This is a genomic window from Cytobacillus praedii (genome assembly GCF_001439605.1).
Lineage (GTDB): Bacteria > Bacillota > Bacilli > Bacillales > Cytobacillaceae > Cytobacillus > Cytobacillus praedii.
Genome location: NZ_LMBX01000012.1, coordinates 45,233 through 69,982, shown reverse-complemented (window position 1 = coordinate 69,982; position 24,750 = coordinate 45,233). Strand labels below are relative to the sequence as shown.

Here is a 24,750-nt window from a genome sequence, read left to right as displayed (position 1 = left end):
TAAAAATCAATTCTTAAGGTTTTACTGTTCGTTTCTTTTTGATAAATTACCAATCATATGCTGCTGTATCTCTTTATACTTTGTTTCTGCGTTCTGTAATCCATATTTACCTGCATCCTGAAGAGGTACAACAAGATAGTTGCGAATACGTTCAATTTTTGAAACATATGTAGGATGGAAGTGCGGGTTTTTTAAAGAAATAGTAACACCGTTACTATCTATGGTCTTTGTCACTTCAATCGTCGCCATTCCGCCGATATCTTTATAATTATTATTCTGTCCTGAAATGAAATTTCCTAAGGAGTAAACGACGAGAGTTTGATGCCCATCAGCTGCCATTCTCCATTCCATTGGCTGTAAGACATGAGGGTGGTGCCCGAAAATTATATCGACACCTTCATCAGTGAGAAATTGTGCCAATTCTTTCTGCTCTGCAGATGGATAGCGTTGATACTCATTTCCCCAATGTATGCTCATCACTATGATGTCAGCTTCCTTTTTGGCCCGAGTAATTTCTTCTTTCATAGATTTTCGGTCAATTACATTTACAAGAAACTCTTTTCCTTTAGGAACAGGAATGCCGTTAGTCCCATAAGTATAAGATAAATATGCGACTTGTATTCCTTTCGAGCTTAATATTTTCAGCTGCTGTTTTTCTTCTGCATTCCTATATGTACCTACATGCGGCAAGCTGATTGTATCCAAATAATGAAGAGAAGTGACAAGACCTTTTTCGCCTTTATCCAAGGAATGATTATTGGCTGTTGATACGATATCTACGCCAGCATCTTTTAATGCATCTCCAACTTCTTGGGGGCTATTAAATAATGGATAGCTAGATATCCCTATTTCCTTCCCGCCTAGAATGGTTTCCTGGTTGGCAAGCAGAAGATCTGGCTGCTGAAGTGTTTGTTTAATATGTTGAAACATGGGGATGAAATTATAACCAGCAGATGTTTTTGCATCATTGTATACCCAATCATGTATTAGAATATCGCCAATCGCAGCGAGGGTTATTGTTTCGCTGTATGATTTCGATTCAACAAATGTCTTTCGTTGCTCATGTAATTGTATGGGCTGGAAGACAAACTTGCTTTCCTTTGATTCTTTATACATATTTAGAATCAGGAGAGAAGAAAGGGTAATTAATGAAATACAGAAAAAGATAGAGAATAAGAATGATAGCTTCCTTTTCATTGCGTACTCCTTAGTATATTGTATAAATTAAATATAATATAAAAATAGGAATTATACTCTAATAATATGAAGAAAAAAAGCGGCCCTAATGGTGCCGCTTTTTCATTAAACTATAAACTACTGTGGACCGGAAGTATAATTTTAAATGTTGATCCCATTCCTAATTTACTAGTTATAAATATTTGACCTGAATGTTCTTCAATAATTTTCTTGCAGATCGGGAGTCCAATACCAGTTCCAGTAGTCTTTGTTGTATAAAATGGAGTAAATAGATGGGTTAATGTTTCATTTGTCATTCCACAGCCATTGTCAGAAATACAAACGCATACAGTTGATAAATCCGTTTTTTCAACGAAGATATCTATTTTTCCAGATGTTTTTTCGTTTTTTTCTTTAATGGCTTCAATGGCATTTTTTATGAGATTTACTAGTACTTGTTTTATTTGCATTCCATCTGCAAATATTGCTGGCAAATGATCTGGAAGTTGTATATTCAGTATAATGTCATGAAACATTGCTTCACTTTCATATAATAAGCCAATCTCATTAATAATTTTGCGTAAAGAAAGTTCCTCTTTTTTATTTATTTGCGGTTTCGATGCATTTAAATATTCAAAGATGAGATTATTTGCCCTGTTTAATTCGTCGAGTGCGATATCTATATATTGTTCCTTGCCGTTTTCTATTAAATACGGTCTTAATAGCTGGAGGAATCCTTTAACTGATGTTAATGGATTCCTAATTTCATGAGCAATCCCAGCAGCAAGTGCGTTGATATTCTCTAAATATTGAGGATAAATGAAAGTTTCAAGTAACTCATTCGAATCTAGCTTTACTTGATTATCTTTTTCAAGGATTGGCTTGTTTGAATCATTCATAATTAATCATCCTTACTATGATTATTTCTTAAAACGAACGGTGGCCAACTAACAAGAATTCGTTCTTAATCTAAACTATGACGAAAAAAATCTAATTATGTTCAGTTATGTAATTTTTTCTATGTAAGGAATGAAAAAAGAAAAATTATGACTTTCTGACTATAGTATACTAAATATTTTAAAGTTATCAATAACGAACAATATTTACTTTTAATTCGAACAGTAGAAATCACAAAATTGTTAAAAACAAATAGATAATAAAAGAAAACAGCAGAAGGCTCTGCTGTTTATAAGTGACAAACTATAGGATTTATAGCCATTTAATTTTTGGCTCAGTTTTGTTGATTATACGTTTGATATTTGCCCGATGCCGATAAATGACAAAGGTGGTCATAAGCAAGACAACAATAATAAGTGGGAGATCCCAAACAATTAGTGAGTAAATGAAAGCAACGATTGCTGCAAGCATAGATGATAAGGAAACGTATTTCGTAATATATAAACAAATAAAAAATACGATTAACATAATAATGAACATAGGAAATGCGTATCCTAGCAGAACACCACCAGATGTGGCTACAGCTTTTCCTCCTTTGAAGCCAGCAAAGATCGGGTACATATGACCTATAACTGCAAAAATACCTGGAATTAGTTTATGCATATCCTCTGAACCAAAGATCAGTGGCAGCAATACAGCTATGGTTCCTTTTAAAATATCTGCTATTGTAACTACTAACCCAGCTTTCTTTCCAAGTACGCGAAAAGAGTTAGTCCCACCTAAATTTCCGCTGCCATGCTCTCGAATGTCCACTCCATGGAAAATCTTTCCGATTATTAAACCAGAGGGGATAGAGCCGAGTAAATAAGCTAATACAATAATTATTCCGTTTATTACCATGTAAACTCTCCTTCAAACTTTATATCAGGTGTCTATATTGTACCATGAGGAAAATAAAAAATACTATGTACAAACGTAATGAAATTGCCCAGAAAGATTAATTATCATGAAAATGTAAACCGATGAAACCTTTCTATCTTTTATTTCGTTTCCATTAAAGGGGGATTTCTGCTCATTTGCCTTTCAAATTTCTGCATTTTTCGATACGATAGTTTTAAGGAGGAAAGAGACAATGGCTCGTGTAGAATATCATAAACAAAAATCATACTCAATGGGCTGGATTATTGCCGGACTATTGATTGCTTTTCTATTAATTATTTCAAGCATTATATTATTACTCTATCCATTTGCTTCATCAGAGAAGGAACCTTATTTCCAAGGAGAGAATCCAATTTTATTCGAAGGAAAACAGGCAGGAAATGCAATTATTGAAAACGAAAGTGTCTATATGCCATACTCTTTCCTTAAGGAACATATTGATGACTCTATCACTTTTGATGAAAAATCTAATTCTATTATTTTGACAACGAAAAACAAGGTTATACAAATGCCTTCTGAATCGCTGACCTATTATGTAAATGAAGAACCGGTTCAATTACACTTCTCCGTTTTTAAAGTAAGTAACGGGGAAAAGTATATCGCTCTTGATCCAATATTGGCTTATTATCCTATCGAATACTCAATCATGCCGGAAACGAACGCGATATGGCTGAAAAAAGATGGGGAAAAAATAGTTCATGGACATGTGACGGACAAGAAGATTCACGAGGAAAAGCTTCGATTGCGAACGGATTCTAATTTACAATCTCCTTTTACTGTTCAAGCAGAGAAGGGTGACAAGCTATATATTGAAAGTGAAAAGGAAGATTACTATTTTGTTAGGAAAGAAAACGGTATCGCTGGATATTTAAAAAAGGATTTTGTAGTGAAAGAGGATCTCGTTGAGGAAGTTTCGATCACACATGAAAAAGAAGAAATCATTGTTCCGAAAATTGATGGACCAATCCATCTCACATGGGAAGCTGTTTATACAAAAAATCCGGATCCAGCAAAGATGCCCAAAATGCCAGGTGTCAATGTAATTTCACCAACATGGTTTGAATTAGGTGATAGCAGTGGGGCGATAAAAAATCTAGGTTCGCTTGATTTTTCTACTTGGGCTGGGAAGCAGGGCTATCACGTATGGGGCTTATTTTCTAACGCATTTGATCCGAAGCTAACCCATGAAGCCTTTAAAGACTTTGAGACAAGACAGAAGATAATAAGACAGCTTCTGCATTTTAGCCAGATCTATCATTTGAACGGAATTAATCTGGATATTGAAAATGTAAATCCAGAGGATGGGCCGCTGATTACCCAATTTGTACGCGAAGCTGTTCCTTATTTTCATGAGGCAGGTCTCGTCGTTTCGATGGATGTGACGTTTATTGCAAGTGGAAATTGGTCTGCATTTTATGAAAGAGATAAACTAGCTAGTCTCGTAGACTATATGGTTGTTATGGCATATGACGAGCATTGGGGATCATCCCCAGTCGCAGGAAGTGTTGCTAGTCTTCCATGGGTGGAGAAAAATTTACAAACCCTATTGGAGGTTGTTCCGAATGACCGCTTAATATTAGGGGTTCCTTTATATGCTAGGCTTTGGGCAGAAAAAGATACTGGAGAGGTTTCTTCTAAGGCGCTTTCAATGAGTAAAGTGCAGGAGTGGCTAACAGAAAATGGATTAACTCCTGTATATGATGAAGCAAGCGGGCAGAACTATGCAGAGCTTTATATAGAAGCAGAACAAACGACGTACAAAGTTTGGCTGGAAGATGAATTGTCGTTAAGCAAACGTGCAGATTTAGCCATGAAATATGATCTGGCGGGTGTGGCAAGCTGGTCAAGATTTTTTGCGGATGAATCCGCTTGGACGGCACTTTCTTTAAAAGAAGGACAAATAACGAAGAAGTAAGTTGATTAGCTAGGGGATCTGCCCCTAGCTTTTTTCAGATCTTTGGGTCATATTCTACATTTATATGCCTAAATGTTTTAACATCAAATAAGCCGAGATCGGTTATCTTAAGCTCGGGTATTACTGGCAATGCTAAAAAGGAGAGGGTGATAAATGGATTAAATGCCAGGGTACAGCCGATTTTTATTAATGCTTGATTTAAGTCTTTTAAATGTTCATATATTTCTCTTGAACCCATATCGGACATAAGACCTGCGATTGATAGCTGAAGGGAGGCAAGAATCTCCCCGTTCTGCACAACAGACAATCCACCTCTCATTTCAGAAATGAAGGTAATTGCTTTTAGAAGATCCCTGTCTGACGAGCCAGCAGCGACAATATTATGTGAATCATGTGCAATGGTCGAAGCAATGGCTCCATTTTTTATGCCAAGCCCTTTAATAATTCCTAAACCGATATTGCCTGTCAATTTGTGCCGCTCAATAACAGCAATTTTTAACAAATCATTCTCCAAATTATATTGAAACAAGCCTTCATGAGAATCAACTTTCTCAACAAGATGTTTTGTTACAATCATGTTTGGCAGGATTTCAATTATATTCGCCAGGCTTCCATGGGGAATATTGATTTGCAGCTGTTCTCTTGAAAGTGGACGTATTTTCACACTATCAATGATTAAAGGCTCAGGTGCTATTTTTAAAACCGCAGAGTTTGTTGCTTTTCCGTTTTTAGCAACGAGCTTACCAGATTTATAAACTTGATCAATTTCAATTGTATGGAGATCTTTTACTACCAAAAAGTCAGCTTCATATCCTGGAGCAATGGCCCCTTTTGTTTTCAGGCCAAAGCATTCTGCTGCATTTAATGTAGCCATTTGAATGGCAAGAAGCGGGTCTAGGCCTGCATTTATTGCTAGTTTAATATTGCAGTCGATGCTTCCTTGGTCAATTAGTTCATCCAAATGCTTGTCATCGGTAACGAATAAACATCTTCTCGCATTATTTTCATTTACAGCCTTCAAAAGGGTTATTAAGTCTTTTGCAGCAGAACCTTCTCGGAGCATGACGTACATTCCTTTTCGCAAACGTTCCAATGCTTCTTCTGCGGTAACACATTCATGATCTGTCCGAATGCCGGCAGCCATATAAACATTAATCCCATCTCCATCTATCCCAGCAGCATGGCCATCAATATGTTTGTCTTTTGTATGGGCATCGTTTAGCTTATAGAGCATGTTTTCATCATTTTGCATGACAGAAGGATAATCCATTACCTCCCCAAGTCCGACCACACGGGGATGATTATAATAAGGTGCTAGATCTGAAAAATCAAGTGTGGCTCCGGCGTTTTCGAATGGGGTGGCAGGAACACAGGAGGGAAGCTTGATTAATACGTCTAGTGGGATTCCTTCTGATGCATTAAGCATGTATTCTATCCCATTCGTTCCACTGACATTCGCAATTTCGTGTGGATCAGCAATAATTGTTGTTACTCCATGAGGGAGGACAACATTAGCAAATTCGGAAGGGGTAACCATTGCTGATTCAATATGCACATGGCCATCAATAAAACCTGGGACAATGTAGTTTCCGACTACATCGATTGTTTTGCTGCCTTCAAACTGGCCTATCCCAGCAAAAAAACCATCAACTATCGCTAGATCATCTTCAATTATTTCTCTTGTAAAGACATTGACAATCTTCGCATTTTTGATAACTAAATCAGCAGGTGCTCGTTTTGCTGCAACAGCAATTCTTCTTTTTAACGATTCAACTGTAAGCGACATTTAAATTTCCCCCTTTCTTATACTTTTTCTATATATACTTCCATGATTCCGCCGCAAATTCCTCCATCTTCGTAGAATAGTCCTTTTGTTAGATCGACAATATGTTTAATGGGAATACTTAATTGTATGACCTTGATCGCTTCCTCAATAACTTCTGCTTCTCCACAGCCGCCGCCAATTGTCCCTTCAATTCTTCCGGATAGAAAGATAATCATCTTGCTGCCAGTTTTCCGCGGAGTGGAGCCCTTCGTTCGGATAATTGTGGCTAAAGCTGCGTCCTCACCAGCTGCTTTAATCTCCATAGTCCGTTTAATTATGTGAAGCTGTTCCATTTAATCTCTCCCTCACGAAACCCCAACTTTGCATAATTGCGGATCATCAAGCTTAATGAAGAACCAGATGTTCGATTTTTTACCTTCAAAATTTCTGCCATAATACTCACAGCAATTTCCTCTGGTGTTTGTGCACCGATATCAAGTCCGACTGGGGTAAATAGCTGATCAAAGCTTTCCTTAGGAAAGTCACCTTTCAATTGTTCAAAGACACCAGAGATTCTGCGTCTGCTGCCGATCATTCCGATGTAGGCAGGTTTTTCCTGCCGCTTTAGCAGTTCCTGCAAGCTTAAAACATCGTATTTATGTCCTCTTGTTAGAAGGAGTATATATGTTTGTTCTGTTAACTCGGCCTTCTTGAAAAAATTGAGAAAGGATTGACAGACCACTTCATCTACATGAGGAAATCGGTCCCTATTCGCAAATTCATTTCGGTCATCAATGACAGTCACATAGAATCCAAGCATTTTACCGATCCTAGCGACAGGCTCACAAACATGGCCAGCACCTGCAATTATTAAATGGATGGGGACTGGGAAATATTCTGCAAAACATTCAACTTTTAAACCATTCCAGGTAAAAGTAAAAGTGCCAGAGCGCTTTCTTTTTACTAGTTTTTCAGAATGATTCAAGATCATTTGCTGTAAAGAAGGAGGGGGAGGGGAAGCGGCATAAAATTCCCCCATAGGTAATAATAGTGCTTTAAATCCAATCAGCTCGTGCTCGTCACAGTCAGTAATCGTCAGCAGAAATATTTCTTTGCGAAGTTTTATTGATTCAGATAGTTTTTTGAATAAGCTGTCATTCATCATATTTATCACCTTGAGGGCTGGATATTTTGCTTTTTCATTTCTTTTAGTGCATTGAAAATTCTTTCGGGAGTTGCAGGCAGATGATAAATTCTTGCTCCAGTGGCATCATAAATAGCAGACATAATCGCTGGAATGATTGGAATCATCACTACTTCTCCAATTCCTTTTGCTCCGAAAGGCCCTGTTTGCTCTTCATCCTCAACAGGGAAGGTTTCTATCAATGGAGTTTCTCGGATGGTAGGGATGATATAATCAGTAAAGTTTTTTGTCTTATGGAAGCCTTCCTCGATGATTACATCCTCATAAAGTGTGTAGCCAATCCCCATGACTGCACCGCCTTCAGCCTGACCCTCTAATCCTTGAGGATTTATCACTCTTCCTGCATCTGGAATAGAAACAACTCGAAGGACTTCTGTTTCACCAGTTAACGTATCAACCTCAACCATCACAACATGTGTTAAATAGCCGTATAAGTGGTGGGGAGCTCCTCCGGAACCTTTTATTTCTGTCTTTTCCTTAGGGAGGAGGAAATGTCCTTCTACTTTAGTTGGCTGATGGTGGATATAAAGATATTCATAGATCGCTTCATATGAGAGAATTTCCTCCTTGGCAGCTAAGCAGTCCCGCAGGATCTTTATTTCTGATAAAGGCACCTTCAAGATAACTGCAGCAGTATTTGAGAGAAGCTTGATCATATTCGGTGCTGCCGTTGCAACGGCTCTCCCTCCTGTATAAGTGGAGCGGGAAGCGGTTACGGTCCCGCCATCGAGCGTTTTCGACGTGTCACCCTGAATGACTTTTATTTTACTAATATCACAATTTAGTATTTCAGCAGCAACCTGTGCATAGGCAGTACCATTTCCACCGCCAATTTCTTCACAGCCAACAGCTACTAAAAATTTTCCATCTGGTAAAAGTTCAATAGAAGCTGCTCCATAGTCTGGCAATCCAATTCCCATGCCGATTCCATGGAAGGAGGTTGCTAAAGCAACACCTCTTTTTTTCCAAGGTTCACTAACTTCTTTTTTATATTGATTACGATTTTTCCATAGGTCACAATTTTCAGCGGCTTCAAGTGTTTTAAAGGTTCCGACACTTGATTTTACGACATGCCCCATGCTGGAAACTTCCCCTTGATGATACACATTCTTCTTTCGAATCTCGATTGGATCTAATCCAAGCTGTTCTGCAATCATATCTAAATGAGTTTCAATTCCAATGCAAACCTGATTAACTCCAAATCCTCTAAACGCACCGGAAATTCCGTTATTTGTATAAACACAAAAACCTTCCAAATTTACATTGGGAATTTTGTATGGACCACAGGAATGTTCGATGGCGAGAGCAATTACAGCACCGCCTAGGGAGGCATAGGCCCCTGTATCGGCGACTGCTCGAACTTCGTTTGCAAGCAAGGTTCCATCCTTTTTTGCTGCCGTTCTCATTCGCACTTTGAATGGATGTCTTTTAATTCCTGCAATAACGGATTCTTCACGGCTCAAATGGATCTTTACAGGTCGCCCATTTGTATGCATAGCAAGGAGAGCCAGGTAAATTTGAACTGTAATCTCATCCTTCCCCCCAAAAGCACCTCCAATTGGACTAGAAATGACTCTAATTCGCTCGGGATTATAGGCGAGGGCGCGGGCAATTTGCATTCGATCTCGATAAGCATATTGGCCCGGACAGCGGATTGTAATAAATCCTTCTTCATCCATTACACCCCATCCGCCTTCTGTTTCTATAAAGGCATGCATTTGCCTAGGTGAATAGAATGTATTTTCTACAATGATATCGGCTTCTCTGAATGCTTTATCGATGTTCCCATTTTTAATTTTTACATGGCTATGAATATTGCCGTCTGGATGGAGTTTTGGTGCTTCAGCAGACATCGCTTGTTCTGCATCAGTAACCGCTTCGAGCGGTTCATAATCCACTTCGATTAATGAAAGTGCTTGTTCGGCAATTTCCAGTGTTTCAGCTGCCACTAATGCAATCGCATCACCTGTGCACCTGACAATATCAGAAGCAAGGACAGGCTGATCAGGGACGACGATGCCAAAGCCATTAAAACCTGGAATATCTTCGTGTGTAAGGATGCAAATGACACCTGGAAGCTGCTTGGCCTTATCAGTTTGTATTGAATGTATTTTAGCATACGGGTATGTTGCACGAAGCACTTTGCCCCATACCATATTTTCAAAATGAAAATCTGTCATATATTTTAATGCACCGGTTACCTTTTCCGGACCGTCTAAACGCTTGACTCGTTTTCCGATCCAGTTCAATAATTGCTTCATTTATTTTCCCACCTCCTCATTAATCGAAAAAGGCCTCTCTCAAGCAGCGCGCTTGCCATGTCACGCCGATATTCAGCTGTGGCTCTTCCATCGGTAATCGGCATAACTTCCTTCCATGCAACTTTAGCAATGTTTTCAATGATGTCGTCGGTTAAGGGGTTTAAGGATAGAAGTGCTTCACATTTTTTTGCGCGGATAATGGTTGGTGCAACAGAACCAAAAGCAATTTTTCCTCCTAAGCACTCACGATTACTAGCCATGCTAAGCATGATCGCAACATTAACAATCGAAATAGATTGAGCTTTACGTGGACCTAGCTTTTGGAATATCCCAATTTCATTTTCAGTTTGTGGCTTGATGATAATATTGGTTATCATTTCGTTTGGTTTAATTACTGTTCTGCCAGGACCTGTAAAGAGTTGATTGATTGGAATGATCCTGCTGCTGTTTATCGATTGCAGCTCGATAGATGCTTCCAATACATATAAAGCAGGAATCGTATCTCCTGCAGGGGAAGCGGTGCCAATATTTCCGCCAATCGTCCCCATATTTTGCATTTGAACGGCTCCGACTTCCCGACATGCTTCAACTAGTACATCCGCTCTTTTTTGTAAAAGAGGGGAGTGGATGATATCTGTATGTGTTGTTAAAGGACCGATATGAATGGCTCCATTTTTTTCTTTAATATATCTCAAGTCCTTTAAACCTTTAATGTTAATCCATGCTGATGGCCGCCATTTTCCTTCCTTCATCCGTACAACCGCGTCCGTGCCTCCAGCGATTATACGGTGTTCAGTTTCATTTTTTGAGAGTAAAAGCAAGCAATCATTTACTGATATGGGTGTGATGATTTCTATCTCAGAAACTAACATTTTTTTTCCCTCCTAATTAGAAAAGCGGATACATCTTCGGAACAAGCAGGGTGGAGCTTGTTCCTGTGAGGAGAACTGTTAGAAGTTTTCCAATGCCTAGTATCGACAAGCAAAAGGTATCCTGTTGAGCAGGCTGTTCTTAAACCTTCTTGATTGCTTGGCTTATGACCATGAGCAATTAGGTTTTGGAGCTAGACACTTTCAAATTTCAGCTTTTATTTTTTATTACTTTACATTGTTCAAATCCAAGGCATTTTGATAATCGGATGGAGTGTTGATATTTAGATTTATTAGTGAATGATTAATTGGAACCTCGATTACATTTGTATAGTATTTTTGAAATAGATAGCGAAGCCCTTTTGTTTCTTCTCTAATAGATAGTAAATCTTTCATGATGTTTGCAGAAAATAGAACGGGGTGTCCTCTTTTTCCGTCATTAACGGGGACTGCAATGAAGCAGTTGCTCGTTTGAAGTGCTTCAATAAGCTGATGAATGATTGAAGTGTCTGTCGGCTGATCAACTGCAGCAATTAATATTGCTTCTGTTTCTATACTTACAAAATCAATTCCTCTTAATATAGAAGAGCATTTTCCTTTAAGGTACTCGGTGTTCGTTGCTAAGGTTACAGAGTAATTAGCCGCCAACTGCAAGTACTTTTTCGATTCAAAGCCTGTTACAACGATAATTTGTGATAGATTAGAAGCTTCCAAAACATGGAGCTGGTGCTCGAATAATGTCTTTCCTTGCCATGGAAGTAAACCTTTAAGTTCACCCATACGATTGGATTGACCAGCAGCAAGAAGGATAGCTGAAACTCTCATTAGACTTGAATGGATCCTTTTTCTTGAAACTGTTTAATGGCTGCGGTTTGAATGGCATGAATAATTTTTGTGTAGCCTGTGCAGCGGCAGAGATTTCCTCCTAGAGCGGTTTTGATTTCATCAACCGTTGGCACATGATCAATATTCTTAAGGAATGCCTTTGATGCGACAATGATTCCAGGCGTACAGTAACCGCACTGAGTTGCTCCTTCATCAACAAACGACTCTTGGATGATGTCCATATTCTCAGGAAATCCAATCCCTTCGCATGTTGTAATTTCTTCATTTTCAACCTGACCAATGAGCACTAGACATGAGCATACAACTTCTCCATTTAGCAAAACGGAGCAGGATCCGCATTCACCCTTGCCACAGCACTCTTTACTTGCTGTCATATCCAAATCCTCACGAAGTACATCCAATAATGTTTTCGCTGGATGGCATGACACAGAGTGGAGGGTACCATTTACAGTGAAATTTAGCTCTTTCATCTTTTCTCCTCCTTGAATAAAAAGTATAATACCTCGGGAAAACTGGGGGCATATTGTAAGAAATCGTCGAACAGAATTTAGATTTAGATGACAGCCTTTGACATCTTTCCCAAAAACAATTAGATAGAATAGGCTGTAAGATAATAGAATGATTCGTTCTTAGTATTCAGTTCTACTTCTACGAAAAGCGAAATTTCTCTTAACTATATTGGTATGAAAAGTGGATTAATTTAATATAGTGATGGACAGGAGGCAAATATGTCTACTATTTCAACACATTTCCAGCACACCTTTAAAAAGGATCTTGCTTTCTTGTATAATCGGGTAAATCAAGAAATCTATGGTGTGGGTGTGAAAAAACAGCGAATTGAAACATTTGATGATCGTGTCATTATTTTTGCACAGCATAAACGAGTCCAGGCACTGAAAATGCTAAGCAAGAATTTTCATCACCTGACCATCTCGGTTGATTCTGCATTGATTGCTGAATTTAAATCATTATTTAAAGGTCAGATTGAAAGTACCCTACACCTAAAAGTAAAAACGATCTTAAAAGATTATGATCCGATTACGGAAGAAGCGTGTACTATTATTTATTTTTCTGAATATATGTAAGAGAAGACTTATTTAGAGATTGATGTGCAATGCGCATTTATCTTTAATCATATATTGAAAGCGGTTACGCTAGCTTTTGTTGATCGAAAGTTACATGAAACCGCAGCAATAGACCATTCTATTTCAGGGATGTGCTCTATTGCTGCGGTTTTTTATATAGAGTCATATTCCAATGTAGGAGGTGAGAGCTGAACATTACGTATGTTTTTCATACAGAGGCTTAATTAAGAAGAGACTTGAAAAGGCGAAGACAGAGGCGTAGTTGCACTTATCCTACATTCATAAAATTTTCGACTGCGTCAACAGACTTCACGCTGAAAATTATTCTTTCTTAATGTACAAAGCGAAAACCAGGGGGGATGTCTTTGGAAAAGCTAAATTCTTGGAAAGTGGGTACATTAGGATTCCAGCATGTACTCGCTATGTATGCAGGTGCTGTAATTGTACCGCTAATCGTTGGACCGGCAATCGGATTAAACGCCGAACAGCTAGCTTATTTAATCTCCATTGATTTATTTACATGCGGGATTGCTACTTTACTGCAAGTGATTGGCGGGAAGCATTTTGGAATTAGGCTGCCTGTCATACTAGGGTGCACGTTTACAGCAGTTGGCCCAATGATTGCGATTGGGAATATGCAGGGGATCACGGCTATCTATGGCGCTATCATTGCCTCAGGAATCATTGTTATGATTTTATCTCAGTTTATGAGTAAAATTATGCGATTTTTCCCGCCCATTGTTACTGGCTCTGTTGTAGCGATTATCGGGGTGTCTTTAATCCCAGTTGCAATGAATAACGCAGCAGGAGGGCAGGGAGATCCTAGCTTTGGGAGTTTAGAAAATTTATTTTTAGCGACTTTGACTCTAGTCTTGATTATTGTGATGAACCGATTTTTCAAGGGGTATATGCGAGCCATTTCGGTGCTGCTTTCATTAATTGCAGGAACAATTGTTGCCTATTTTATGGGAATTGTAAGTTTTGCTGAAGTGTCTAACGCTTCTTGGTTTCATTTGGTTCAGCCTTTTTATTTCGGATTCCCAACATTTAATGTATCAGCCATTCTTACAATGACTCTTGTAGCTATTGTAAGCATGATTGAATCAACCGGAGTGTTTCTAGCATTAGGAGATGTCTGTGAAAAAAAACTTGATTCAAAGGATATTAAAAAAGGGCTGCGGGCAGAAGGTCTTGCGGTTGTCATTGGGAGAATATTTAATTCTTTTCCATATACATCCTTTTCGCAGAATGTTGGACTTGTGGCGCTAACAAAGGTAAAAACAAGAAATGTAGTCATTGCTGCTGGTGTTATTCTCATGATTCTTGGACTTTTGCCAAAAGTGGCTGCCTTAACAACAATAATTCCGATGGCTGTATTAGGAGGAGCGATGATTCCAATGTTTGGGATGGTCATTTCCTCAGGCATTCGCATGCTTTCCAGTGTCGATTTCAGTAAAAATGAAAATCTTCTTATTGTGGCATGCTCGATTGGAATCGGACTCGGTTCAGCCGTAGTGCCAGCTATTTTTGGAAATCTTCCAGAAAGCGTCCGGTTACTAGTTGAAAATGGGATTGTTGTCGGAAGTTTAACAGCAATTTTATTAAATCTGGTATTTAATTATAAAGAAATTAATAGTAGTAAGAGTGAGCAGCTTGAACAATTGAAAAATGATCATTCAATGGAGATCATTTGACGATTCAAAGTAGCTAATTATTTTAATAGATGGAGGTCTTTATATGGATTTAATTTTAAAAAATGCAAATATCCCACAAGGGGATCGTCAAGTATTAACAAATATTCTCGTGAATGAGGGGAAAATTGTTGGATATTCAAATGACATTAGCTTTTTAAATGGAGAAAAAGTAATAGATATTGGCGGTAAGCTCGTTGTCCCAGGATGTATCGATCCCCATACACATTTCATGGATCCGGGCTTTACCCATCGGGAAACCTTTGCGACAGGAAGCCGCTCGGCTATTGCAGGCGGATTGACTACGATCATTGACATGCCTTGCTGCAGCAAGCCTTCCGTAAGGGACGGGGAGAGCTTCCAAAAGAAAATTGGGCCAATCCGTGATCAAGCATATGTAGACTATTGCTTTTGGGGCGGAATGACTGGAGAGGATGCTCGTGAAGGCTGGCTTGATAACGTTTACCCGCAAATAGAGGAAGGGGTTGTTGCATTCAAGGTGTATATGACACCTTCTGTCCCAACCTTCCCTCGCGTTTCCGATGCAGAAATGCTGGAGATTTTTAAAGCTGTCTCAAAAACAGGTTTGCCGATCGGTGTTCACGCTGAAAACTATGATATTTGTACGTTTAACTCTAAGAAACTAGAAAAAGAGGGCCGCTTTGATGGACCTGCATGGGCGGAGGCACGCTCAACTCTAGCAGAAAAGGTAGCAATAGAATTAATCATTAGTTTTGCCGAAGCAACAGATGCACGTGTTCATGTTGTGCATATGACGACAAAGGAAGGCGCGGAACTAGTTAAAGCAGCGAAAAAGCGTGGAGTGAAAGTAACAGCTGAGACTTGCCCGCACTATTTAGTGCTTAATGCAAAAGATTCAATGTCTGAGCGGGGGTCTTTTGCAAAAATTGCACCGCCATTGCGCGGAAAGGAAGATAATGAGGCACATTGGCAAGCCTTGGCAGACGGAACAATTGACTTTGTTGGAACTGACCATGCACCGTACGAAATTGCTACAGAAAAGGATTTTCCAGGTGCAACGATCTGGAATACATTCCCTGGGATTCCAGGTGTAGAAACAATGGTGCCTATTCTTGTGAGTGAGGGATTAAATAAAGGACGTTTATCGCTTTCGCGTTTTGTTGAGGTGACAAGCAGAAATGCGGCTATACACTATGGCATTTACCCGAAAAAAGGCTCAATGGAAATTGGAAGCGATGCAGACTTCACTGTGATTGATCTTGAAAAAGAATATGAAATCGACGAACAGAAAACAGAATCAATGGCAAAATATAACCCGCTTCACGGGATGAAATTAAAAGGAAAGCCAGTTCAAACGATTATCCGGGGCACTGTTGTATATGAAGATGATAAAGGTGTTGTTGGGCAGGCGGGATATGGCCAATATGTACCTCGCCAAAGTATTCAGCGTCTTGATAGAACCTTTAAGTATGAGAAATTTGAAGCAGCCAAGGTGGAAGCAAAGGAAACAGTGAAGCAGAATTAATCAGTTACGTGTTGAGTTGTCGAAGAATCGATAATTTAAAAAATTCGTAGATATGACCTCCAATTTCGTAGATATATTTTAAATATCGCAGATAAATAGATTCATTTCGAAGATAAAACAAGAAAGGATGATACTTTAGTGGAGTTAAAAGGAAATAATCATTGTATCGTGGTTATTGATATGCTGAACGATTTTATTGACGAAAAAGGTGCGCTTTGCTGCAAAAATGGCGTAAAAATTGTTCCTAAGATTAGTGAGTTAGTAGATTTTGCACACGAAAATCAAATTCAGGTCGTTCATGTACAAGAGGCGCATCGAAAGAATGACCGCGACTTCCGGGTGAGACCGGTGCATGCGGTCAAAGGCACATGGGGTTCAGAATTTATTCCAGAGCTGCAGCCGAATGAAGAAAAGGGGGATTATGTTGTTCAGAAAAGAAGACATAGTGCCTTCAGCTTCACAGATTTTGATTTGTTTCTAAGAGAAGAAGAGATTGATACCGTCGTATTAACGGGGGTTTGGACAAATGTATGTGTAAGAAGCACGGCTTCAGATGCTCTTTACCATGGCTATAATGTCATTTGTATTTCTGATGGAACTACATCACAGGATGAAGATATGCATGTATCTGGTCTAAGAGATATTGATATTTTTGGCGATATTTTCACGACAGAGGAGTATAAAGAAGCAGTTAAAAGTAAATTCTCCCAAGACGAAAAAGTTGTCTGATTTCAAGCAAACAAGTGAAAGAAAAACACGGATTTTAGTGGGGATTACCGGAGCGAGCGGATCAATTTATGGATATACATTGATCCGCGCCCTTCATCAATTAGGGATTGAGACGCATGTCATTGCGACGGAAATGGGAGAAAAAGTCATGCAATTTGAGTGCGGGATAGGGATGAAGGAACTTAAGGAATATGCCACGATTCATAGCAACCAGAACTTGTTTGCATCCATAGCTAGCGGCTCTTATCTTACAGATGGAATGGTTATCGTCCCTTGTTCAATGAATACGCTTGGAGCCATTGCAAATGGGGTAGGGGACACGCTTCTTAGCAGATCAGCTAGTGTTATTTTAAAAGAAAAGCGAGAGTTCATTATCGTTCCTCGTGAAGCTCCTTTTAATCTGATTCATTTACGTAATATGACTAGATTAGCAGAATCGGGTGCCTGTATTATGCCAGCTTCACCAGGATTCTATCATAAGCCAACGGAAATTTGGGAGCTAGCAAATTTCATGGTTGCTCGTATTCTTGACATGCTGAGGATCGATCATCGCTTGCTCGAAAGATGGGGTGAAAAAGTATGAATCCTGTTACGATGAGGGCTTTATTAGATGATTGGGAAAATAGAGGGCTATTGTATCGAATCAGGAAAGAAGTAGACCCCCTTTATGAACTAGGAGCGATTATCAATACGAAAAACGGGAAGCAGCCGTTCCTCTTTGAGAAAGTAAAAGGATATCAATCGCAAATGGCGGCTGGGCTTGGAGGAGACAGAGCGCTGGTTGCGGATAGCATGGGTATCCATTCTTCAGAATTGATTCCAAAAATTATTGATTCAATCGTAAATCCGATTCCAACAACTTTAAGGGAGTCAGGTCCAGTACAGGAGAATTTAGTTACCGGTGATTTTGACCTGGCAGATCTTTTTCCCATACCGACTTACCATGCGGATGATTCAGGAGCTTATTATGTGTCAGGTATCCTCGTAGTCAAAGATATAACTGGCCAAAAAAGGTATACATCCATCAGGAGAATGCAATACTTGGGCGGAAATCGGACAAATATCTTAATCACCTCCCCAGAATTAATGGAGCAATATAGCTATTATGAGAAATTAGGTCAACCGATGGAAATAGCTGTAATGTTTGGGGTGGTGCCTGCTGTTGTATTAAGCTCCCAAATAAGCACACATCTCTATCATACAGATAAACTGAATGTTGCTGGTGCTCTACTTGGACAATCTCTAGATGTGGTCCGGTGTAAAACCGTAGATTTGGATGTGCTTGCTGAGGCTGAAATTGTATTCGAAGGGCATATGCTGCCACATGAAAGAGAAATGGAAGGTCCTTTTGGAGAATTAGCTGGCTATTATGGAACTCAGTCTCCACAGCCGATAGTTGAGATTTCAGCTGTTACCTATCGAAATCAAGCCATAAATCAGACGATTTTCCCTTCCAGTTATGAAGAGAGGCTGCCGATGGCACTCGTTCGCGAAGCAACTTTACTTAGTACAGTTCGTCAGGTCGTTCCCAATATTACGGGTGTACATATTCCAATGGGAGGTGTAGCCCGCTATCATGCAGTCATCCAGATAAAAAAGAAATCAGAAGGGGACGGTAAGCAAGCGGCTCTTGCTGCATTTGCCAGTGATAAAGACTTAAAGCATGTTGTTGTTGTAAATGATGATGTAGATATCTTTGATTCAGATGATGTGGAGTGGGCAATAGCTACAAGAGTACAGGCTTCGGAAGATTTATTCATCGTTCCAGGTGCAAAAGGTTCTCCGCTAGAATCGTCCCATAATTTAAGAGGGGTCACAGACAAAATGGGGATTGACGCCACCTACCCGCTTGGTAAAGAAGAACTATTCCGAAGAACGTCTATTCCTATAAATGTTCAACTCGAAGACTATCTATAGAGTCTCCCTCCGGTCTCATGGCACACGAACGAAGATATTTAAAAAGGATTGATGTTGTTTAAGCAGGGAGTGAGTACGTATGAAGGCAATTGGCATGATTGAAACAAGGGGTTTCATTGCTGCCATAGAAGCACTTGATTCAATGGCAAAGGCAGCAAATGTCTGTTTAGTCGATTTAAAAAGAGTGGGTTCAGGGCTTGTAACAGTTATTGTGGAAGGGGATGTAGCTGCCGTTTCAGCTGCCGTTGAAATTGGAAAAACAGCTCACTCGAAAACAGGCGGGGAGCTTGTATCATTTAATGTTATTCCTCGTCCTCATGCAGAGCTTTGCAAGATCCTATAGTGGAGGTGAATAAACGTTGTCCGACTTTATGAAAAGCATTGTCCAAGAGGTGTTGAAACCAAACCAGAAACCGAAGGAGAATCCTCTTTTCAGCGGCGAGACTCGCTTTGCCTATTCAAAATCAATGGCTGGAAACAAATATCCACAATCACCGCCAAATATTGACCGGCCAAACTATCAACAAAAAAACAGACAAAAGAACTTATCTTTTATCAAAGAAGAAACAGTCGAACATAGTGAAAGTAAACGATCTAATAAAGAATTTGCAGCAAAAAATGAATCCGTTCCCTCAGAAAAAGACTATAGCAAGGATCCGCTGGCCATGCTTCAAACGCTGTCGCTCGTCCAAGGAAAGCAGCCGACTCATCAACAGCGGAATCATGCACCTATTCGGAAAAACAATGTTCAGGAAGAAAGCCAATTGATCGGGCAGACACGGGATGGCATGAAAGCTTGGCTGTATTCGAATCCTTATTCCTGCCTGTTGGAAAATTTTCAGCGATCGATAAAATCAAATGCAATCGGAGTGATTACCTCTCCAACATGTCAACCAGGACAGCTTTTCTTATTAAATGAATTATTAAGAGAATACCCGACTATGAAGTACTTTTTGACATGGGACAAGGAAAGCAAGCAATGTTTGGTTCTTGAATTGTATGAAGAGAATGTTGAACTGCTCAAGCAAGCGTTAAAGATATTGTTCAAGCGCCTTTCACAACATTCATATAAACAAATACAAGTATACCAGGCTCATTCACCAAGCCCATGGCTGACAAAGCAATTAGATTTAAAAACACAAGTGGACGGTGTAGCTGTACTCGAAGGAATCGAGAAATATTCAGCCATTTTTCTGCTCGATCGTTTGCTTAAAAAGTCACAGGATAAAAACATACATTATAAGATCGAAAAAAACTACCTATTACTGCACGGATACTACGAAATTGTTAAAGAAGTTTCGGAAGAATTGCTTAAGCAAGCAGAGCGTTTAAGCTAATTTGCAAAGGGAAGGGCGGGAAAAGGATTGCAAGCACTTGGCTTAATTGAAACAGTTGGCTATTTAACAGCTGTTTCAGCCGCAGATGCTGCTGTAAAAGCAGCGGATGTAGAAATTGTAGGAATCGAGAAAGTAATTGGAGTGGGCGGCTACCTTGGGGTAACCGTACATTTTAGCGGGGATGTAGCTGCGGTAAAATCAGCGGTTGAATCCGGGAGGGATGCAGCTGAACGAATCGGGAAAGTGATTTCCTCCCATGTCATTCCAAGGGCACATCAGGAAGTAGCTGGAAAGCTTTTGCCTCATTTTAAACTAGAAAAGAAGTCAGTAATTGAAGACTTGCCGAACCAGGCAGGTTCAGAGGAAGACACGGAAAAATAATCAATTTAAGGAGGCTGCAAAATGGGTGAAGCATTAGGATTAGTTGAAACAAAAGGGCTAGTAGGTGCTGTTGAAGCGGCAGATGCGATGGTAAAGGCAGCAAATGTGGAAATTTGCGGCTACGAAAAGGTTGGCTTTGGACTTGTTACAGTGATGGTCAGAGGAGATGTTGGGGCGGTGAAAGCAGCAACAGATGCTGGAGCAGAAGCGGCAAGCCGTGTGGGTGAACTTGTATCTGTCCATGTCATTCCAAGACCTCATAGCGAGGTAGAAAGAGCCTTATTATCGAAAAAAGGTGAATAAGGATGGTTCCTGAAAAGCAGAGTGTACTGTTAGAGCATACTCTGCATGAACTTTTTTATCACCGTACGGGAAATAAAAAGCTGAAGCTGACAGTTCTGGCTCTAATTACCACTCATCTGATTGGAATGGATTCAGGACTTTCTTTTTTAAGTGAGATTGATAGGGAGGAAGTCATTGTTCGTTTCGCTGCAGAAGACGAGGTGATTACACAGATGTCAATCGAAGAATTAGTAAAGACCATTCGCAATGACAACTGGATTCCCCATCACTTGCTTTCAGAGAAGGTTCTCTCCCATACAGATGTTATCTTAATCCCTAATCTTTCTTTTTCTATGGTGGCAGACATCCTATCTTTTAATGAACAACGAACTTTTGTCCGACTGATTTTAACCGCCTTGATAACAGGAAAAACGGTGATTGCCTTAAAAACTGGAGCAGATCCTTATCATCCGGTTTTGCGAATAAAAGGGATGAATAAAGGGTCAAATGGATTAAAAAGAAAGCTTTATAACCAAATGATGCAATTGAAGGATATGGGGATTAAATTAATCGATGAAAATGAGAAATTATCTACCCAAAAAGTGAAGAAAACGGTTATTAACGAGGAAACCATCCGTTATTTTCATCAGCAAAATATAAAAAGTTTTGCTATTTCGAAAGAAGTGATTATTACACCACTTGCCAGAGATAAAGCAAAAGAATTGAATATTACACTTATGCTTGAATAAGGGGACGATGAATATGCAAATGGGAGTAGTAGTCGGTCGAGTAACAGCAACGAAAAAAGATGAGAATTTGGTAGGAACAAAGCTGCTGATTACCCAGCCGATTGGTATAGATGGCAATATGTTATCGAACCCCATTATTACAGTAGATACAGTAGGTGCTGGAATAGGAGAACGAGTGATATTTGTGTCAGGCAGCATGGCAGGAAGAGCCATTAAGAATAAAGAGGCTCCAATTGATGCAGCAATTATCGGCATCATAGATAGTTTAGAAGGAATGACGTTAGGAGGGTAAGGCTTGTGGACGCACTAAAAGTAAAGAAAGCATTGCAACATCGCAAATTAATAGATGTATTATTGGATCCAAACCTTTTCGCGGATATCGTACTAAAGGGCGGATATTTTATCAATGTCATTACCCGTGAAATTTATGAAGCTGATGTGGCAATCAAGGGTGATTATGTTTTGATGGTTGGCGATGTGAAGGATATGATTGGTCCAAAAACAAAGGTTGAGGAAATGAAGGGGAAGTTCGTCAGTCCGGGATTTATCGATTCACATATGCATTTTGAAAGTGCCATGCTTACGTGCACAGAGTTTTCAAAGCTATCCATCCCGACGGGGACAACGACTTTAATTGGTGACCCGCATGAAATCGGAAATGTACTTGGTGTTGCAGGAATGAAGGAAATGATTGAGGAAGCGAAAACACTGCCGAACCGGATTCTTTTTACTGTTCCATGTGCAGTGCCTGATGCACCTGGTCTTGAAACATCCGGTTTTGATGTAACAGCAAAGGATATGAAGGATTTGCTGACAGATCCTTATGTACAAGGGATTGGGGAAATTCAGAGTTTTAGTAATATCAAACCTGTTTATGAGCATGCACCTGAATTAATTGATGACCTTATAGCTGCTGTTACCTATGCGGATTCAATCGGTAAAACAGTGGAGGGGAACGCACCGGGACTTTTTGGCCGTGAATTAGCAGCACATATAATAAGTGGAGGCACACATGTATCGTGTCACGAAACGACGACTAAAGAAGAAACGGTTGAGAAGCTTAGGTATGGTGTGAGTGTTTTCATGCGTGAAGGCTCGTCACAGCGAAATATGGCAGAATGCATTCGCGCCATTACTGAGGATGGATTAGATTCCAGACGAGCCATCGTCGTTTCGGATGATATGGTTCCAGCGGATCTCTTAAGATACGGTCATATGAATGATATTATTCGCCGTACCATTGCAGAAGGGATGGATCCTGTAGAAGCGATTCAAATGGCAACAATCAATCCTGCGACACATTTTGGCTTCAAGGATGTAGGTGTACTTGCTCCTGGAAAGCGTGCAGATATTGCAATAATTAGTGATTTAAGGAACATGACAATAGATCAAGTATATTTATCAGGGAAAAAAGCTGCAGAAAAAGGCGAATTAACGATTGAGATTCCCTCATATACCTATCCTGAAAGTGTAAAGAAATCAGTGAAACGCAAACCTGTTACGAAAGATGAACTCATCGTAAAGGCGAGTGGAAGTCGTGTTAAGGTCCGTGCAATTGAAGCAATTCCTTTCCAAAATTTAACTGGCTGCAAGGAATTTACCTTACATGTGAAAGATGGTATCGTCCAGCCTTGTTTGAAACAGGATGTGCTTCCGTTACTTGTCATTGAGCGTCACGGACGAACAGGAAAAATCGGAAAAACCTTTTTACAGGGCTTTAATTTGAAAAGCGGAGCAATTGCAGAAAGTGTTGCCCATGACACACATAATATTATTGTAACAGGAACGAATTATGAGGATATGGTTACAGCAGTTAATCGCGTAATCGCAATGGATGGCGGAATTGCCATGATTAAAGATGGAAAGGTCGTTGGAGATTTGCCACTCCGGATTGGCGGGTTAATGACCGATGAATTAACTGGAAAAGAAATGAGCGATAAGGTGGATGAACTTTCTAGGCTTGCTAAAGAAGTACTTGGCTGTGGAATGGAAGTTCCATTTATGCATTTATCCTTCTGGTCATTAGTTACTAGCCCAAAATGGAAAATTACTGATAAAGGGTTAATCGATGTTGATAAATTTGAGGTTATTCCAACTATTGTATAAGAATGTGGCGGGTTTTAACAAGTAAATAACCAAATACCCAGTGGCAAAAAGAGTTTATCTAGTAGCTTCGGATATTTATCTAGCAATTGCCCAAAGTTATCGAGCAAACTTAGAGATTTATCTAGCATTTTTCAATATTTATCTAGCAAATCATCATTAGCCAGAATTATTTATGAAAGGAGATTTTCATGGGCGTTAAATTAGTCGATCTGACACAAGAAATCTATCATGGCATGCCAGTCTTCCCCCTTCATCCAACTACTATGATTTTTCAAAATGTTTCCCATGAAGAAACGCTAGAAAAGATTGGCTTCCCTTTCGCAACAAACAACTTAATTATCAATGAACATGGTCCCACACACAGTGATGCTACATACGAATATGACCCAAATGGAAAGTACATTGATGAAATGCCACTAGAGTACTTTTATGGTCCAGCCGTATGTTTAGATCTATCACATATTCCGGTCAATCGCTCCATTACAAGTCGTGATCTTGAAGCTGCTTTATCACAATCAAGTCAATTTATTGAAAAGGGAGATATTGTTCTCCTCTATACAGGACATTATAACCGTTCCTATGGTACAGATGAATGGCTAACAACGTATACAGGACTAAATTACCAAGCAGCCAAATGGCTTGCTGAAAAGGGTGTTGTCAATATCGGGATTGACGCTCCTGCGATTGATCATCCAGATGATTCTAGCTATTCGGGGCATCTGGTATGCAGAGAATACGGCATGACGAACACTGAAAATTTATGCAATCTAGATCAAATTGCCGGGATGCGGTTTCTTTATTTTGGCTTGCCTCTGCGGATTAGAAAAGGAACAGGCTCTCCGATCAGAGCAGTTGCGGTATTTATTGAATAAGCACGTGCAAGTAAATGCTGAAATTTGAAAAATAGTTCTGGTTTTTGCAATTAAAAAGGTCATAAATAAAGCTTAGTAGGACGCAAGAAAAAGCTTGTTAATGCAAATGACATCGGAATGCCGCAAAAAAGCTGATAGTGTCCAAAATAAAGTCCGATTGCCTCAAAAAGCCTTTTAGATTGCAAAAAAAAATTGTCATTAGCAAAAATAATGATTTGCCCT

At 39.6% G+C, this 24,750-nt stretch carries 25 protein-coding genes; 15 read left to right on the top strand and 10 right to left on the bottom strand.

The annotated features are described in order from the left end of the window. Positions 1–21 precede the first annotated feature (21 nt). The 3 genes from ASU02_RS14015 to plsY all read right to left on the bottom strand — a co-directional run bounded on the left by ASU02_RS14015 (position 22) and on the right by plsY (position 2,973). Positions 22–1,197, bottom strand: a complete 1,176-nt coding sequence (locus ASU02_RS14015) for a CapA family protein (RefSeq protein WP_057764621.1) — start codon at positions 1,195–1,197, stop codon at positions 22–24. 110 nt (positions 1,198–1,307) lie between these two features. Next, the gene (locus tag ASU02_RS14010; protein ID WP_057764619.1) at positions 1,308–2,075 is read right to left on the bottom strand and encodes an ATP-binding protein; all 768 of its coding nucleotides are present in this window, start codon (positions 2,073–2,075) and stop codon (positions 1,308–1,310) included. A gap of 310 nt (positions 2,076–2,385) precedes the next feature. Then, the gene (gene plsY / locus ASU02_RS14005) at positions 2,386–2,973 is read right to left on the bottom strand and encodes a glycerol-3-phosphate 1-O-acyltransferase PlsY (RefSeq protein WP_057764616.1); all 588 of its coding nucleotides are present in this window, start codon (positions 2,971–2,973) and stop codon (positions 2,386–2,388) included. Between the two features lie 232 nt (positions 2,974–3,205). Between plsY and ASU02_RS14000 the strand changes: the two genes are divergently transcribed. Then, on the top strand, positions 3,206–4,927 hold the full coding sequence (locus ASU02_RS14000) for a glycosyl hydrolase family 18 protein (protein WP_057764614.1): 1,722 nt from the start codon (positions 3,206–3,208) through the stop codon (positions 4,925–4,927). A gap of 34 nt (positions 4,928–4,961) precedes the next feature. On the opposite strand, the gene ade (ASU02_RS13995) is transcribed toward ASU02_RS14000, so the two are convergent. The 7 genes from ade (ASU02_RS13995) to ASU02_RS13965 form a co-directional block, all read right to left on the bottom strand. Continuing rightward, a complete protein-coding gene (gene ade, locus ASU02_RS13995; RefSeq protein WP_057764612.1) occupies positions 4,962–6,713 on the bottom strand; it encodes an adenine deaminase in 1,752 nt (583 codons plus the stop codon). Between the two features lie 17 nt (positions 6,714–6,730). Then, the gene (locus ASU02_RS13990) at positions 6,731–7,045 is read right to left on the bottom strand and encodes an XdhC family protein (protein WP_057764610.1); all 315 of its coding nucleotides are present in this window, start codon (positions 7,043–7,045) and stop codon (positions 6,731–6,733) included. Beyond that, positions 7,027–7,854 carry an XdhC family protein gene (locus ASU02_RS13985; protein WP_057764608.1) on the bottom strand — a complete coding sequence of 276 codons (828 nt, stop codon included), beginning with the start codon at positions 7,852–7,854 and terminating at the stop codon, positions 7,027–7,029. The genes ASU02_RS13990 and ASU02_RS13985 overlap by 19 nt, the downstream gene beginning before the upstream one ends. Positions 7,855–7,862: 8 nt before the next feature. Next, positions 7,863–10,157, bottom strand: coding sequence for a xanthine dehydrogenase family protein molybdopterin-binding subunit (locus ASU02_RS13980; RefSeq protein ID WP_057764607.1), 2,295 nt, complete (start codon positions 10,155–10,157; stop codon positions 7,863–7,865). Next, positions 10,154–11,029 carry an FAD binding domain-containing protein gene (locus ASU02_RS13975; protein ID WP_057764605.1) on the bottom strand — a complete coding sequence of 292 codons (876 nt, stop codon included), beginning with the start codon at positions 11,027–11,029 and terminating at the stop codon, positions 10,154–10,156. The genes ASU02_RS13980 and ASU02_RS13975 overlap by 4 nt, the downstream gene beginning before the upstream one ends. A gap of 225 nt (positions 11,030–11,254) precedes the next feature. Continuing rightward, positions 11,255–11,851: a nucleotidyltransferase family protein gene (locus tag ASU02_RS13970; protein ID WP_057764604.1), complete on the bottom strand. Its 597-nt coding sequence runs from the start codon at positions 11,849–11,851 to the stop codon at positions 11,255–11,257. Next, a complete protein-coding gene (locus tag ASU02_RS13965; protein WP_057764601.1) occupies positions 11,851–12,342 on the bottom strand; it encodes a (2Fe-2S)-binding protein in 492 nt (163 codons plus the stop codon). The genes ASU02_RS13970 and ASU02_RS13965 overlap by 1 nt, the downstream gene beginning before the upstream one ends. Before the next feature lie 258 nt (positions 12,343–12,600). Between ASU02_RS13965 and ASU02_RS13960 the strand changes: the two genes are divergently transcribed. The 14 genes from ASU02_RS13960 (at position 12,601) to ASU02_RS13895 (ending at position 24,528) form a co-directional block, all read left to right on the top strand. After that, positions 12,601–12,957, top strand: coding sequence for a Na-translocating system protein MpsC family protein (locus ASU02_RS13960; protein ID WP_057764599.1), 357 nt, complete (start codon positions 12,601–12,603; stop codon positions 12,955–12,957). A gap of 365 nt (positions 12,958–13,322) precedes the next feature. Next, positions 13,323–14,651, top strand: coding sequence for a nucleobase:cation symporter-2 family protein (locus ASU02_RS13955; protein ID WP_057764596.1), 1,329 nt, complete (start codon positions 13,323–13,325; stop codon positions 14,649–14,651). 43 nt (positions 14,652–14,694) lie between these two features. Beyond that, positions 14,695–16,155, top strand: a complete 1,461-nt coding sequence (locus ASU02_RS13950; protein WP_057764594.1) for a dihydroorotase — start codon at positions 14,695–14,697, stop codon at positions 16,153–16,155. Positions 16,156–16,293: 138 nt separating this feature from the next. Next, a complete protein-coding gene (locus tag ASU02_RS13945) occupies positions 16,294–16,884 on the top strand; it encodes a cysteine hydrolase family protein (protein WP_082631799.1) in 591 nt (196 codons plus the stop codon). After that, the gene (locus ASU02_RS13940; protein ID WP_232426254.1) at positions 16,877–17,467 is read left to right on the top strand and encodes a UbiX family flavin prenyltransferase; all 591 of its coding nucleotides are present in this window, start codon (positions 16,877–16,879) and stop codon (positions 17,465–17,467) included. The genes ASU02_RS13945 and ASU02_RS13940 overlap by 8 nt, the downstream gene beginning before the upstream one ends. Continuing rightward, positions 17,464–18,801 carry a UbiD family decarboxylase gene (locus tag ASU02_RS13935; protein ID WP_057764592.1) on the top strand — a complete coding sequence of 446 codons (1,338 nt, stop codon included), beginning with the start codon at positions 17,464–17,466 and terminating at the stop codon, positions 18,799–18,801. The genes ASU02_RS13940 and ASU02_RS13935 overlap by 4 nt, the downstream gene beginning before the upstream one ends. Positions 18,802–18,880: 79 nt before the next feature. Then, positions 18,881–19,144, top strand: coding sequence for a BMC domain-containing protein (locus tag ASU02_RS13930; protein WP_057764590.1), 264 nt, complete (start codon positions 18,881–18,883; stop codon positions 19,142–19,144). 16 nt (positions 19,145–19,160) lie between these two features. Continuing rightward, positions 19,161–20,138 (top strand): hypothetical protein, encoded by a 978-nt coding sequence (locus ASU02_RS13925; protein ID WP_057764588.1) that lies wholly within the window; start codon positions 19,161–19,163, stop codon positions 20,136–20,138. A 27-nt stretch (positions 20,139–20,165) separates the two neighbouring features. Then, the gene (locus ASU02_RS13920) at positions 20,166–20,519 is read left to right on the top strand and encodes a BMC domain-containing protein (protein ID WP_057764586.1); all 354 of its coding nucleotides are present in this window, start codon (positions 20,166–20,168) and stop codon (positions 20,517–20,519) included. Positions 20,520–20,540: 21 nt separating this feature from the next. Next, entirely contained in the window at positions 20,541–20,822 is a 282-nt protein-coding gene (locus ASU02_RS13915) for a BMC domain-containing protein (RefSeq protein ID WP_053475955.1), read from the top strand. A gap of 2 nt (positions 20,823–20,824) precedes the next feature. Further along, positions 20,825–21,550 (top strand): hypothetical protein, encoded by a 726-nt coding sequence (locus ASU02_RS13910; RefSeq protein ID WP_057764583.1) that lies wholly within the window; start codon positions 20,825–20,827, stop codon positions 21,548–21,550. A gap of 13 nt (positions 21,551–21,563) precedes the next feature. Then, positions 21,564–21,842: a EutN/CcmL family microcompartment protein gene (locus tag ASU02_RS13905; protein WP_057764582.1), complete on the top strand. Its 279-nt coding sequence runs from the start codon at positions 21,564–21,566 to the stop codon at positions 21,840–21,842. A gap of 5 nt (positions 21,843–21,847) precedes the next feature. Beyond that, positions 21,848–23,656 carry an adenine deaminase gene (gene ade / locus ASU02_RS13900; protein ID WP_057764580.1) on the top strand — a complete coding sequence of 603 codons (1,809 nt, stop codon included), beginning with the start codon at positions 21,848–21,850 and terminating at the stop codon, positions 23,654–23,656. A 188-nt stretch (positions 23,657–23,844) separates the two neighbouring features. Beyond that, a complete protein-coding gene (locus tag ASU02_RS13895) occupies positions 23,845–24,528 on the top strand; it encodes a cyclase family protein (RefSeq protein ID WP_057764578.1) in 684 nt (227 codons plus the stop codon). The last annotated feature ends 222 nt before the right edge of the window (positions 24,529–24,750 follow it).